Origin of the sequence: Nonomuraea sp. LPB2021202275-12-8, from assembly GCF_037044575.1 — a bacterium.
Classification (GTDB): Bacteria; Actinomycetota; Actinomycetes; order Streptosporangiales; family Streptosporangiaceae; genus Nonomuraea.
This window is the reverse complement of sequence record NZ_JBAHWD010000002.1, coordinates 459253-471812: the sequence shown is the minus strand read 5'-3', so window position 1 is coordinate 471812 and position 12560 is coordinate 459253. Positions and strand designations below refer to the sequence as shown.

Here is a 12560-nt window from a genome sequence, read left to right as displayed (position 1 = left end):
CAGCGGGGACCAATGGACACCGCCTCGAGCGCGCAACCGGAGCTGGAGCACCTCGTCCGCCGGATGCTCATCGACGCGGGCTTCGTGGTCGAGCCGTCGACGACCCCCGCCGACGGCGGCCTCAGCGTCTGGCCCGACCCCGGCCGCGGTGTCGTGATCCGCTGGGGCGTGCCTGGCGAGCTGCCCGTCAAGGACCGGGGCAGGTACGACACCATCCGCACCGCCGTGCGGCTGGCGTTACGGACGATCCTCGCCGCGGCGGGTTTCGTGGTGGAGGAGGAGTACGGGCGCCCGGAGCTGGTCGTGGTCTCGCGGAACGGGTCCGTACGGTCAGCCGACGGAGGCGTGCGACCTGCCGCCACGTAGCGACCGGCCCGCTTCGTGCAGGTGCCGCATGGCCTGTGACCAGGAGGCGATGAGCCCGGTCTCGACGTACTTGACGCCGAGCGAGGCGCAGTGCTCGCGCACGATGGGCTGTGCCCTGCGCAGGTTGGGCGTCGGCATGCTGGGAAACAGGTGGTGCTCGATCTGGTAGTTGAGCCCGCCCAGCGCCGTGTTGATCAGGTGACCGCCACGCACGTTGCGGGAGGTGAGGACCTGGCGGCGCAGGAAGTCCAGCCGGTCCTCGCCCGTGAGCACCGGCATGCCCTTGTGGTTGGGGGCGAACGTGCAGCCGAGATAGACGCCGAAGAGTGCCTGGTGGACGGCGAGGAAGACCAGCGCCTTGCCGAACGGCAGCACCGCGAAGACGGCGAAGAGGTAGGCGAGGTCGTGGGCGATCAGCAGCGTCGCCTCGGTACGCCGGTGCTTCAGGGTGGGACGGCGCAGCGAACGCAGGCTGGAGACGTGCAGGTTCAGGCCCTCCAGCGTGAGCAGCGGGAAGAACAGGAACGCCTGCCAGCGCCCGATGAAGCGCGGCAGCCCCCGGCTGGCCTCGGCCTGCTTGGCGGACCAGATCAGCACGTCGGGCGCCACGTCGGGATCGTGGTCCTCGTGGTTGGGGTTGGCGTGGTGGCGGGTGTGCTTGTCGGTCCACCAGCCGTAGCCGAGCCCGATGCCGAGGTTGCCCACGAAGTGGCCGGCGATCCGGCTGGAGCGGCGGGAGCGGAACACCTGCCCGTGGGCCAGGTCGTGGGCCAGCAGCGCGACCTGCGCGAACACGATGGCGAGGAAGGCGGCGACGAGGATCTGAAACCAGGAGTCGCCGACGAGGACGAAGGCGGCCCAGCCTCCGGCGAAGGAGATCGCCAGCACGGTCATCCTGGCCGCGTAGTAGCCGGGCCGGCGCTCCAGCAGGCCCGCCTGGGTGATGCGGCGAGACAGCCGGGCGAAGTCGCTGCCTGTCCGCTCCGAAGGCGGCGGGGCATGTTCGATCGTCATGTCTGCCAAGGTCTCTCCGATGCTCGCGGGTGGTCCTGCCAGCATCGCGAGACAGCCGGTCGGGCGGACTGCCGCTGCCACCCTTGTTCGTGGTAGTGCACGCCCTACCATCCGGCAGCGGAAAGGCCCGCCCGAGACAGGCGGCAGAAAGGCCGCGACAGGCCGCGGACCTGCCGCGGCCTGTCGCGGACCGCCCAGGACGAGCCGAGGAGCCCCCTTGGACTCACCCTGGACCGGTCGGATCGGCGGGTGTTCAGCCCATCACCTTGACGAACTCCTCCCCGATGGGCTCGGTGTCGCCGAAGACGTGCAGGTCCTGGCGGAAGGACCGCAGGTAGGCGCCCCTGTCGGGGAAGGTGCTGGACAGGGCGTCGCCGTAGTCGATGAGCTCGCCGTGCATCCGCCTGCGCGGCTCGTACCCCGTCTCGAGCATCTTCTCCAGCAGCTTCGGGTCGCCCTCCGCCGTGCAGATGATCTCGGCGAGGATCTCCGCGTCGTGCAGGGTGTAGCTCATCCCCATGCCCGTCATCGGGTGGCAGGCGAACGCGGCGGACCCGAGGAGGGCCGCGTTGCCCTTGTGGTAGGCGGACACCCGCATGGCCGCGATGGGGATCGCGTGCCAGGAGGCGGAGCCCAGCACGTCGTAGGCGTCGGGGCTGTCGGTGACGAACCCTCTGAGCGCGTCCAGCAGCGCCGGCGCGCCGGCTCCGAACGTCGCGCCGTCCTCGCCCGCGGGCAGGCCGACGAACACCCGGGCCTGGTCGTGGTTGACCGGATACAGGTAGCTGAACCAGCCTCCGGAGCTGAAGTAGAGCCGGTTGAGCTGGGCGATGCTGGCGGTCAGCGGCACGGTGGCGACCCGCAGCAGGTGCGGGTACGACGTGCTCTCCTTGTCGATGCCGAGCGCCTGGCGGACGGCCGATCGGGTGCCGTCGGCCCCGATGACCACGCCTGCCCGCAGCTCGCGGCCGTCGGCGAGCGACAGGTGCTCGACGTGCTCGCCGTCGCCGGCCAGGTGGTCGATCTGGGAGTCGAACCAGAACTCGACGCCCTGCATGGCGCAGGAGGAGTAGATGACCTCGACCAGCTCACGGTAGGGGCGGATGAGGAACCCGTCGGGGTAGCGGCACTCCTGGATCGGCTCGCCGTCGTGGTAGTAGCGGACGATGTCGCGTTTGAGCGCGTGCCGTTCGACGAGGCCCACGAGCCCGTGCCGGGCGAGCACCTGCATGCCGGGGCGCTTGACGAAGTCGGCGCCGGCAGTGGGGACGGTCGGTCCCTGCTCCACGACGACGACGTGCCTGCCGCTGCGGCCCAGCAGGAGTGCCAGGAAGCAGCCGCCGAGCCCGGCGCCGACGATCGCTACGTCGCAGGTTGTCATTGCCATGACGAGAGCCCTTCTGATGATCGAACTAGCGTGCCCCCGAGGGTGCGGGTGGGCGAGCCGGCGTTGGCCCTCATGGCGGGGGCCGTGGCTCGCCGCTGTGTGGGAATAGCGGTGGCGTGGCTGTTCGCGGGGCGTTCTCCGGTCTGGTGGGCCGGCAGCAGCGCGTCCGCCTCCGCGGCGACGGTGGCGAGCGTGGTGCGCAGTTCCAGCAGCATCCGGCGGGGCACCAGGACCATGACCTCGCCGGTGGCGTACGGCATCCGCAGCATCTTGACCAGGGCGAGGCTGCCGATGAGCACCGAGACGGCCACGCAGACCGCGAGCGCGCTGGCGAGCCCGCCCATCGGCCCGGTCATGAACGGGTGGTCGATGATGACCGACACGGTGGCGACGCCGACGGCGCCGCCGACCATCCGCGACATCACCGCGGCGCCGACCGCCGAGGCGTACTGGTGCGGCTGCGCCGTCAGAGTGGTGGCCATGGAGGTGCCGGGTGCGAGCGCGCCCACGCCGATCCCGACGCCGACGCTGGCGGCCAGGCCCCACAGGGTCGGCGACGTCTGCGCCAGCGCCACCACGCAGGAGCCGCCGCACACCGCGGCGCCGAGGTAGATCAGTCCGTACGGGCCCAGCTTGCGTACGACCTTGCCGCCGAGCCAGGCCGTGACGGCCACGGCCACCGAGGTGGGGGTCAGCCACAGGGCCACCTCGAGCATGGGGAAGCCGAGCTGGAGCAGGTAGAGCGGCTGGAGGGTCAGCAGGCCGTACGACAGGACGCCGAATCCCCAGGTGGCCAGCCATCCCCAGGAGAACCCCGGCCGTCGCCACAGCGTCAGGTCGATGGCGGGTACGCGGTGGCGGCGGGCCTGCCCCAGCGCGGCGACGAGCAGGACGAGGGCGGCACAGGCGAGCCAGGCCGAGTTGACGCCCCATGCGGTGATCTTGGAGATGGCCAGCACGATGGTCGCGATCGAGGCGGCCAGCAGCCAGGCGCCGAGCATGTCCGGCCGGGTGCGCGCGGGGACGCGGCTGGTGCCCGGAGGCAGCCAGACGCAGGCGACGAGCAGGAGAGCGCCGGTCACGACGACCGGCGCGAACAGGGCGCGCCAGCCGAACGCGGTCGCCAGCCAGCCGCCGCCGGCCTGCATGAGCAGGCAGCCGAGGCCGGAGGCTGAGCTCCACAGCGCGATGGCGCCGCGCCGCTGCTGCTCCGGCAGCTCGCCGAGCAGGACGGCCAGGCTCGCCGGGATCATCGCCGCGGCGCCGGCTCCCTGTACGGCCCGGGCCGCCAGCACCATCGGCCAGGACGGCAGGGTGAGGGTCGCGATCCCGCCCGCGACGAACACGAGCAGGCCGATGACCAGCACTCTGCGGCGCCCGAACAGGTCGGCCCACCGGCCCGCCGTCGCCAGCAGCGACGCGATCGGCACGAAGGCCGCGCTCGTCAGCCAGACCAGGTCGTTGAGCGGCATGCCGTTGCCGGCATCGGTGTGCCGCAGCAGGCCCACCGCCAGGGTGGTGGCCGTGGTGTCGGCCATGACCGTGAGCATGACGCCCGCACCGACCAGTCGCAGCAACCATGCGCGCCGGGGGGCGTCGCGTCGCGGGACCGAACCTAGCTGCACGGCCGAGGGGGACGAAGGCACGTGGCCACCTCCAGGAGAGCCCTATGTGGTCCGCCTGCTGGCGCGGTTTCCGGCCGGGCGCCAGCAGGCTGGGATGAGGAGACTTGCTCAGGCGCTGATGCTGTAGCGTCCGGGCGACAGCAGGCCGCCCGGGTCGAACGTGCCCTTGAGCCGGTGAAGCATGCTGAGCGTGCCGGGGCTGCTCTGTGCGTAGAGGTCCGCGGCCGAGTTGTCGATGTCGGAGCGGTAGATGACGCAGCCGTAGCCGCGCAGCAGGCCGCCCGCGTCCTGGCGGAACCGGTGCGCGCGCGCCGGGGCGTCCGGCACGTCGCGGTCGAAGAAGATCTGGATGACGCCGTTGGCGAGGTTCCTGCTGACCAGGTTCCACTCCATCATGGAGGCGGTGCCGTTGCACTCCGCGGCGGCCCTGAGCACCTGCAGGATGTTCTCGGTCGAGCGGACGTCCATGGGCAGCTGCGGCAGCAGCGCGAGGAAGCCCATCTTGCCGGCGTCGACCTGGTCGCAGGAGCTCACGCCGAGCGCGTTGTGCACGCCGCGGCAGGTGGGGATGCCCTGGGCCATGAGCGCCCGAGTGTACAACGGGTCGTCGGGCATGACGGCGGTGGCGTCCAGGACGCGCAGGGCTTCGGCGCCCTCCACTTCCAGCAGCGCCTTGCGCAGGAGTTCCTCGGCCAGACGCACCGTCTCACCGCTGCCGAGCAGCGGTCCGAGAATGGTGAACAGGTCGGGGTCGACGCCGTCCGGCAGGGTCCAGTCGCCTCTGCTCGGCACCAGCGACAGCTCTCGCACGCGCAGCAGGCCCTCGGCCGGGTTGCCGCGGCGCAGGAACGCTCCCATGCCGCTGACCGCCCGCTCGATCTGGTCGCGCGGGATGCGGGCGTGGACCAGCCCGAAGCTCTGCGGCCGCGGCACCAGTGCGATGGCCATAGCGGTGACGATGCCGAGGTTGTGCTGGACGAACGCGCCGGTCAGATCGGGGCCCGCGACGCGGCCGCGGTAGCGGCCCCAGGTGTCCAGCCCGCCGGTGGTGATCACGCTGCCGTCGGGCAGCACGGCTTCGATGCCGGCCACGTCGTGCACGCGTGAGCGGACCGAGCCGTCACCGCGCTCGAGGGCGTTGCCGACGACGGAGGTGTCGGCGCACGAGGCGGTGACGTTCAGCAGCCACGGCGTCTCGCGCAACTCCTCGGCGAGCTGCGCCTGCGTCACACCCGGCTCGACGACGGCGAAGCCGTTCTCGAGGTCCAGGCTGCGGATGCGGTTCATGCCGCCGAGGTCGACGACGATGTTCTCATCGGTGGCGGGGACTCCTGAGCCCATGCCCCAGTTGCGTCCGGTGCTGAGCGGATAGAGGCGGCGCCCGTCCGCGGCGGCGCATCGTACGACGGCGCATACCTCGGCGACGGTCTGCGGCCGTGCGACACCCGCGATGGCTCGCGGGCGGTGAGCTCCGACGTCGCGCACTGCCGGCGCCTGTCGCGATTGACCCTGCATGACACTCCTCTTGGCTGAGATGTCGTCTCGTGTGGTTCCCGGCGCGGATCCGCCGGGTTCCCCCCGCTGGTCCCTCGATCAGGCGGTGCGCTGGAGTAGGTCGTCTATCGAGCCGATGGCGCGGTTGGATATCTCCCGGATCTGCTGAAGGCGCTGGTTGACGTGCGCCTCCGGCTCCTGCGGCGCGGGCGCGGCGGCCTCGTCCGGGGCTTCGAGCACGGCGAAGCGCGCCCTGTGCGGCACCTCGTGCCGGTCTCCGCTGTAGGGGTGGCGGTAGGCCTCTCCGGCGGGTACGCGATGTGGAGAGGGAGGGGGCACGGGATCTTGGGACGCTCGCCGCGCGAGGTTGTCGGATTGGACGTGCATGACGGGGCTCCTACCGAACAGTGATCTTGGTGCGGTTAGCCGTGCTACGTGTAAACCCTGACTAATTGCGTGCACCCCGATAGTGGCAGGTGCTCTCTATCTGTCAACTGGCACTTTACGTATGGCCCCGGCTGACCCCACCTCGGACGTCGGGATTCCCGCCTGTCGCAGGGCGGCACGCCCGCCGCTCCAGCCGCGCGAGTCCGCCGTTTCGGCAGGACTCGGAAGGTGAATGCGGCTCAGCGGACCCCTCATGATCTACAGTCCGCGATATGGCGCAAAGGCAAGATGGACGTCCCCTGAGGTCGACAAAAGCCGACTCCAGGGATACAGCCGCGGGTGCGCGTCGCACCGCTCCGGTGGCCGCGCTCGCCGCGGCGTGCCTCCTGCCCGTGCTGCACGCCTCCCCCGGCGCGGCCGGTGTCGCATACTGCCCGATGCCGCAGGACGAGCCGGCGGGACCCGGCACGGTGTCCTGGATCTACCCCAACCCGGCTCCACAGGAGGCCGAGCCCACCGCCGAGCAGCGGCAGGACTACACGGGCTTCCCGAACGCGACCGCCCTCGACACGGTGCGGCCGGACGGCTCACCGAGCCGGCACGTGATCGTCACCTACTCCAAGAACATCGACGTGGTCATGCCGTACGTGAGCGCCGCGGCCACCTCCGGCGACGACGGCGGCACCTTCGGCCCGCCCGCCTGGACACCGCTGCGCGAGTCGCCCGTCCAGCTCCACGACGGCAGCCTGTTCGCCACCGAGTACTACCTGACCGGCGTGGACGCCCACACCGCCAGGCTCGGCATCTTCACCTCGACCGGCACCGGCGAGACCTGGGCCCGGACCGAAGCCCTGTTCACCACCCCGGACGAGCTGGAGAGCGGCGGCGTGGCGCACGGCCGGCCGATCCAGCTGGCCGACGGCACCATCCTGGTGTCGGCGTACGCCCGCTACGCCGCCACCGGCCTGGACCAGGCGGAGGTGTACGGCAGCGCGGACGGCGGCAGGAGCTTCACCCGGCGCGGCGTCATCGCCCGGCCGGACGGCCAGTACGCCTACAACGAGGCCGCGATCGAGCAGACGGCCGACGGGAGCCTGCTGGCGGTGCTGCGCCGCGAGGGCGGCACCTACGCCACCCTGGCCTACAGCCGCTCCACCGACGCCGGGGTGACCTGGTCGCCTCCGCAGGATCTGGCGCTGTCCGGCCAGGACTGCGTGGTGCGCGGCGTGGCCCCGCGGCTGCTGCTGATGCCGGGCGGCACCCTCGTGCTCAGCGCGGGACGCCCGGACGTCTGGGTCGCGCTGTCCCCGGACGGGCTGGGTCACACGTGGGAACGGCAGCGGGTGACCTACCACAACCGGGACGGGGTCTACGACGCGCACGGCACCTCCGGCTACACCGGCCTGGCGGCGGTCGGACCGTACCGGCTGCTCCAGGTCTTCGACAACTGCAAGCTGCCGGGCTCCCGCCGGGACGGCACGCTCAACGAGACCGCCTGCCCTGCCAGTGGCCTGTTCGAGCACGGGAGCTGGTACGCCATCAAACGCCGCCATCTCGACATCCCGCCTCCGGGCCCCGGCAGGCTCGACCTCGCCGAGCTGCACAGGGACGGCCGGCTCACGGTCGACACCACGATGACGTGGGCGAGCGCGCGCCGTCCGCGCACCCGGCCGGGCGGCGCCTTCGACGGCAGCACCGGCTACTGGTCCAGCGCCGTCGCCGCGGGTCCCGGCGAGTACGTCCTGCATCTGGACCGCGTGCACGCCTTCACCCGGATCGGGCTCAGCCTGCGCCCGGGGCACGCCGCGGGCGCCCGCGTGTACGTCTCGCGGGACGGGGGCGCCTGGGGATCGCCGGTCCTGCGCGTGACCGGCCGCACCGACTACGCGCTGCGCCACCTGACCTTCGACACGCCGGTCGAAGGGCGCCATGTCAAGATCGAAATCGACGCGACCGCCGGCTGTGACCGCGAAATCGGATCCACCTGCGCGATGCTGAACGAAGTGGAACTTTATTCCGCGAGCAAGGCCTGATAAACACCGAAAATATGCCACAGATCGCATTCCGGCGCCCATCTTGACATGTCATCTTGACTCGCTCTGACATTGCCTAACTAGCTTGTTTGATGGCACAAATGGTTGAAATTTCGATGTGCGCCTGGAACCACCTATATTGTTCTGCGAAGGCCACTCCGATGCGAACGGGTGATCCCTGTGAACGGTGCCAGCGTCCGCTACCTCGTCGACGACGTCGACATGGCCGTCACCTTCTACACCGAGCTGCTCGGTTTCGCCAAGGAGGCTCAGATGGGCGACGGCTTCGCCATCGTCTCCCGTGACGGGCTGCGGCTCCTGCTCACCGGCACCGGCGGGCCCGGCGGCGCCGCCCAGCCGACGCCCGACGGGCGCTTTCCCGAACCCGGCGGCTGGAACCGCATCCAGCTCGAGGTGGCGGACGCCGCCGCCGAGACCGAACGGCTGCGCGCCGCGGGCGCGACCTTCCGCGGCGACCTGATCAAGGGCCGAGGCGGCACGCAGATCGTCCTGGAGGACCCGGCGGGCAACCCCATCGAGCTGTTCGAGCCCGCCGGATGACCCCCCACCGCCCTGCACCGACGGACGGTTCACGGCGCCGGCCGTAGCGGCCGGCGCGCTCCTGGTGAGCCGTCAGCGCCGGCCTGTCGACGAGGCCACGCCCACACCGCGCCCCAGGGGTCACGCGGGGCACGGCGCCTCCTCGGGCGGTCACACGGCCATGGCGGAGCACATTGCCGCCGCTCACGACGGCCTCAGGCCACGCATCGCACGCACCCGCGACGAGCGATGCGCCGGCCGCCACCGCGGCCACGCAGGTCCGCGGCCACGCGGGTCGGCCGTGGCCTCGTCGTCGTTCGCGGACGACGGGGTCGTGTCGTCAGCGCTCGCGCCGCCCGTCGCGGCCGTCGTGCCCCTCGCGGCCGTTGCGGCCGTCGCGTTCGTCGGTGCCGCGGCGGTCGTCCACGGTCCGGCCGTCCTGGTCCACCTCGAACCGCTCCTTGCGGACCTTGCCCCGGACCGTCTCGTCCTGGCTCACCCTCTCCTTGCGCATGTGCACGCGCTCGACGGGGGTGGTCTCGGTGCTGATGACCGGGCGCTCCTCGTACAGGGTCATCGCCTCTTCGTCCTCGCCGAGGTCGTGTCCGGCGGACTCGCCACCCACGATGACCTCGCGCTCGATCACGACCTCGTCGTGTTCGAGCGGGACGATCTCCTCGACGTCCTCGCTCTCCACGTACTTGCGCAGCCTTACGTGCCCCGTTTCCCTGCTCTCCTTGCCGACGTGCATGCGCTCTTCCGAGCGCGTCATGTCGATGTCGTGCTCCTGCTCACGCATCCCCCGCGACTTCTGACCGGCGGCTCCGGTCAGCCCGGCTCCCGTCCCGGTTTCCGCGCCCGTCCCGGTTTCGGTGCCCATCCCGGTTTCGGTGCCCGGGCCCGTTCCGGTTCCCGTTCCGATGCCGGCGCCCGTTCCGGTACCAGTGCCCGTTCCGGTGCCGGCGCCGGTCGCCGGGCCGGGCCGGTCGGTCGTCTGGCGGCCGGTGGTCGTCCCGGCCTGCCCCTTCGTCCCCTCCGCCTTCGGCACATCCGCCTTCGTCACATCCGCCTTGCGCTGAGAGGGGATGTTCGACGGCTGCATGCCGTAGTAGCGGTAGAGGTTCGCCTCCTCCTCCAGGGTCAGGCGGTCGTCCACGTCGATGTTGGGCGCGCCCTTGATGGTCTCCTTGTCGAAGGGGACGCGGAGCTCCCCCGAACTGCGGCGTGCACCGGTCAGCGGCACGAAGGTCTGCCTCATGCCGAACAACCCCGTCCGCACGGTGACCCACTCGGGTTCGCCCGAGCGGTCGCCGAGGTAGACCTGTCCCACCTTGCCTACCTGCTGGCCGTCCGAACCCACCACCTGACACTCGAGCAGGCTCCGGATCTCTGTTTGCATGGCCACGACGATCCCCCGAATTCTTGTTCCGCCGGCCGGCTGTAGGCCGGCAGATGGCTCAAGCGGGACAAATACCCCAAGCGACCACAAGCGCACACCTATTAGGACAAATTTTGCCTTAACGCGAGGCGTCCACGAGCATCGCCCAAGGCGGCATCAATTACCACCCATGGCCTTCTTGATTTCGTCCAGGTGGCGCTGCAGTGCCGGAAGGGCGCTCTCGGCCAGCGCCTTCACCTCGGGCGACCTCCCCCGCTTGATCTCGGTCTGCGTTTCGGCGATCGCGGTCCTGTGCTCCTTGCGCATCGCGGAGAGAAAGGCCTGGTCGAAGTCCTCGCGGGAGGAGTCCTCCAGCGTCTTGCGAGCTTTTTGCTGCTCGGCCGACGGCGAGGTCGGCAGCTCGACACCCAGGCGGGTCGCCGCCTGGGTGACCTTGGTGTCGAGCGCGGTGTGGTCCTTGATCAACATCGCGCCCAGCTCCTTGACGGCGGCTGCGGTCCCCTTGCGCTCGGCCATGCCGCCGGCCCCGGTCTCGGCCATGTTGCCCTGGTGGATCTTCTTCATCCAGATCCTGTCCTGATCGGACGGCACGGCCTGGCCCGTGCCCGGGGTCTGCGGCGCCGGACTGGCCGGCGCCAGCCCGGCGCCGGTGGTCGCGCCGCCGCATCCCGCGACGGCGGTCAGAGCGGCCGCGGCGAGCGCGAGCGGAGCGAGATACGAACGCTGAATTGTCATGACTGTCCCCCGAATGAGCTTGCCTACCGTCAGTGGCAGGTCATTGACGTACAGTAATGAAGCCGGATCGGTTTCGCGGCTCGCCATGCCGCGCCGGGGGCCATGCCACGGTCGGCAAAGAATTCCGCCGAGGGTGGTTGGGCCGGACAGATGCGGGAATGGCAGGCAATTCATGTAAGCGAACTCGAGGAGGAGCACTAGTGCTCACCCTGACGACCAACGCAGCCCAGGCCATCCGAGACCTGACCGCGGCGGCGCCGGAACCGGCGCAGAGTGGCATCCGCATCTCGTCCCAGGGGGAAGGCGCGAGCTCGCTCACCCTCTCCCTGGCCACGGCTCCCGAGCCGGCCGACGAGGTCGTGGAGGCCGAAGGCGCGCGCGTCTACCTTGACCCGGTGGCGGCGACGGTGCTGGAGGACAAGTCCCTCGACGCCGGAGCCGACGACCAGGGGGCCGTGTCCTTCCTGGTCACCGACCGCACGGTCTGACTCGCCGGCGCCGGTCCGCTGCGGACTCCGCACCGGACCGGCGGCACGTCAGGCGGCGGCGAGCAGCTTGCTCAGGTAGCGCAGCTGCTCCTCACGCTGGTAGCCGCTGCCGCCCTCGTGGCCGTTCCACGGCCACACCGTGATCTTCTTGGGCCCCTGCCAGTGGTTGTAGGCGGCGAAGACCGTCGACGGCGGGCAGGTGAAGTCCATCAGCGCCACCGAGTACAGCGCCGGCACCTGGGCTCGGGCGGCGAAGTTCAGCCCGTCGAAGTACGACAGGGTGCGGAACACCTGCTCACCGCTGTCCCTGCGGGTCGCGAGGAAGCGGACGATCTCCTGGTACGGGTCCCGGTCGGTGATCTCCACCGCGCGGCGGAAGTGTGTCATGAACGGCACGTCGATGAGCGCGGCCGTCACCTCGGGTCGCAGGGCCGCGGTCGCCTGGGCGATGCCGCCCCCCTGGCTGCCGCCGGAGACCACGATGCGACCCGCGTCGACGGCGGGGTGCGCGGCCGCGGCGTCGACCGCCCGGACCGCGTCGGTGAAGACCCGCCGGTAGTAGTAGCCGTCGGGGTCCAGGATGCCGCGGGTCATCATGCCGGGGGCCTGGGGGTGGTCGGCGCCGTAGGGGTCGCCGGTCATGCCGGGGCTCTGCGTGTTGGCGCCGCCATGGCCGCGCGTCTCCATCACGAACACCGCGTAACCGGCCGCCGGCCAGATCAGATGGTCGTGGGGGAAGCCGCGCCCGCCGCTGTAGCCGATGTAGTGCATGACGCAGGGCAGCGGCCCCGTCGCGCCGCGCGGCACCAGGAACCAGCCGTTGATCCGGTGCCCGCCCCACCCGGCGAAGGAGACGTCATACACCTCGACGTTGGCGTACGGGGCTTCGTACGGGGTGAACTGCGCGTCCAGGGCGAACTCGCCGGCCTCGGCGAGCGTACGGGACCAGAATTCGTCGAAGTCGGCGGGTTCGTCGCGGTCGGGGCGGTAGTCGCGGAGCCGCTCAAGTGGCAGATCGAACAGGGGCACAGGTAACTCCAGCATCTAGGGGATGGTGATATTTCACCGTATTGACTGAGGGCGATGCCATCC

Annotated in this window: 12 protein-coding genes; 4 read left to right on the top strand and 8 right to left on the bottom strand. The window is 70.8% G+C overall.

The genetic code is table 11. From position 1 onward, the window contains the following. The first annotated feature begins 12 nt into the window (after positions 1-12). Positions 13-366 (top strand): hypothetical protein, encoded by a 354-nt coding sequence (locus V5E28_RS06025; RefSeq protein WP_336205362.1) that lies wholly within the window; start codon positions 13-15, stop codon positions 364-366. Here V5E28_RS06025 and V5E28_RS06020 read toward each other — a convergent pair. The 5 genes from V5E28_RS06020 to V5E28_RS06000 all read right to left on the bottom strand — a co-directional run bounded on the left by V5E28_RS06020 (position 331) and on the right by V5E28_RS06000 (position 6273). Continuing rightward, positions 331-1380 (bottom strand): fatty acid desaturase family protein, encoded by a 1050-nt coding sequence (locus V5E28_RS06020; protein ID WP_336205361.1) that lies wholly within the window; start codon positions 1378-1380, stop codon positions 331-333. The two genes, V5E28_RS06025 and V5E28_RS06020, sit on opposite strands and share 36 nt — an antisense overlap. Before the next feature lie 253 nt (positions 1381-1633). Then, positions 1634-2761, bottom strand: a complete 1128-nt coding sequence (locus tag V5E28_RS06015; protein WP_336205360.1) for an FAD-dependent monooxygenase — start codon at positions 2759-2761, stop codon at positions 1634-1636. Further along, positions 2758-4305 carry an MFS transporter gene (locus V5E28_RS06010; RefSeq protein ID WP_336205359.1) on the bottom strand — a complete coding sequence of 516 codons (1548 nt, stop codon included), beginning with the start codon at positions 4303-4305 and terminating at the stop codon, positions 2758-2760. Before V5E28_RS06010 ends, V5E28_RS06015 begins: the two co-directional genes overlap by 4 nt. A gap of 195 nt (positions 4306-4500) precedes the next feature. After that, on the bottom strand, positions 4501-5877 hold the full coding sequence (locus V5E28_RS06005; protein WP_336205358.1) for an FAD-binding oxidoreductase: 1377 nt from the start codon (positions 5875-5877) through the stop codon (positions 4501-4503). A gap of 108 nt (positions 5878-5985) precedes the next feature. Beyond that, positions 5986-6273 (bottom strand): hypothetical protein, encoded by a 288-nt coding sequence (locus V5E28_RS06000; protein WP_336205357.1) that lies wholly within the window; start codon positions 6271-6273, stop codon positions 5986-5988. 359 nt (positions 6274-6632) lie between these two features. On the opposite strand from V5E28_RS06000, the gene V5E28_RS05995 reads away from it, so the two are divergent. Together V5E28_RS05995 and V5E28_RS05990 are read left to right on the top strand one after the other, a co-directional pair. Next, positions 6633-8306 (top strand): exo-alpha-sialidase, encoded by a 1674-nt coding sequence (locus tag V5E28_RS05995; protein WP_336205356.1) that lies wholly within the window; start codon positions 6633-6635, stop codon positions 8304-8306. A gap of 180 nt (positions 8307-8486) precedes the next feature. Beyond that, positions 8487-8867, top strand: a complete 381-nt coding sequence (locus tag V5E28_RS05990; protein ID WP_336205355.1) for a VOC family protein — start codon at positions 8487-8489, stop codon at positions 8865-8867. A 319-nt stretch (positions 8868-9186) separates the two neighbouring features. On the opposite strand, the gene V5E28_RS05985 is transcribed toward V5E28_RS05990, so the two are convergent. Further along, positions 9187-10245 carry a PRC and DUF2382 domain-containing protein gene (locus V5E28_RS05985; protein WP_336205354.1) on the bottom strand — a complete coding sequence of 353 codons (1059 nt, stop codon included), beginning with the start codon at positions 10243-10245 and terminating at the stop codon, positions 9187-9189. 156 nt (positions 10246-10401) lie between these two features. Further along, on the bottom strand, positions 10402-11178 hold the full coding sequence (locus V5E28_RS05980) for a DUF4142 domain-containing protein (protein WP_336205353.1): 777 nt from the start codon (positions 11176-11178) through the stop codon (positions 10402-10404). A 2-nt stretch (positions 11179-11180) separates the two neighbouring features. Between V5E28_RS05980 and V5E28_RS05975 the strand changes: the two genes are divergently transcribed. Then, on the top strand, positions 11181-11468 hold the full coding sequence (locus tag V5E28_RS05975; protein WP_336205352.1) for a HesB/IscA family protein: 288 nt from the start codon (positions 11181-11183) through the stop codon (positions 11466-11468). 48 nt (positions 11469-11516) lie between these two features. Here the strand turns inward: V5E28_RS05975 and V5E28_RS05970 are convergent, their stop codons facing one another. After that, complete coding sequence (locus V5E28_RS05970) at positions 11517-12512, bottom strand: acetylxylan esterase (protein WP_336205351.1); 996 nt, start codon at positions 12510-12512, stop codon at positions 11517-11519. Between the last annotated feature and the right edge of the window lie 48 nt (positions 12513-12560).

What these genes read in the sequence shown, in the direction of transcription:
- V5E28_RS06015 (WP_336205360.1), bottom strand. Translation starts at nt 2,761, where the DNA reads ATGACAACCTGCGACGTAGCGATCGTCGGCGCCGGGCTCGGCGGCTGC.
- V5E28_RS06025 (WP_336205362.1), top strand. Translation starts at nt 13, where the DNA reads ATGGACACCGCCTCGAGCGCGCAACCGGAGCTGGAGCACCTCGTCCGC.
- V5E28_RS06020 (WP_336205361.1), bottom strand. Translation starts at nt 1,380, where the DNA reads ATGACGATCGAACATGCCCCGCCGCCTTCGGAGCGGACAGGCAGCGAC.
- V5E28_RS05985 (WP_336205354.1), bottom strand. Translation starts at nt 10,245, where the DNA reads ATGCAAACAGAGATCCGGAGCCTGCTCGAGTGTCAGGTGGTGGGTTCG.
- V5E28_RS05970 (WP_336205351.1), bottom strand. Translation starts at nt 12,512, where the DNA reads ATGCTGGAGTTACCTGTGCCCCTGTTCGATCTGCCACTTGAGCGGCTC.
- V5E28_RS06000 (WP_336205357.1), bottom strand. Translation starts at nt 6,273, where the DNA reads ATGCACGTCCAATCCGACAACCTCGCGCGGCGAGCGTCCCAAGATCCC.
- V5E28_RS06010 (WP_336205359.1), bottom strand. Translation starts at nt 4,305, where the DNA reads ATGGCCGACACCACGGCCACCACCCTGGCGGTGGGCCTGCTGCGGCAC.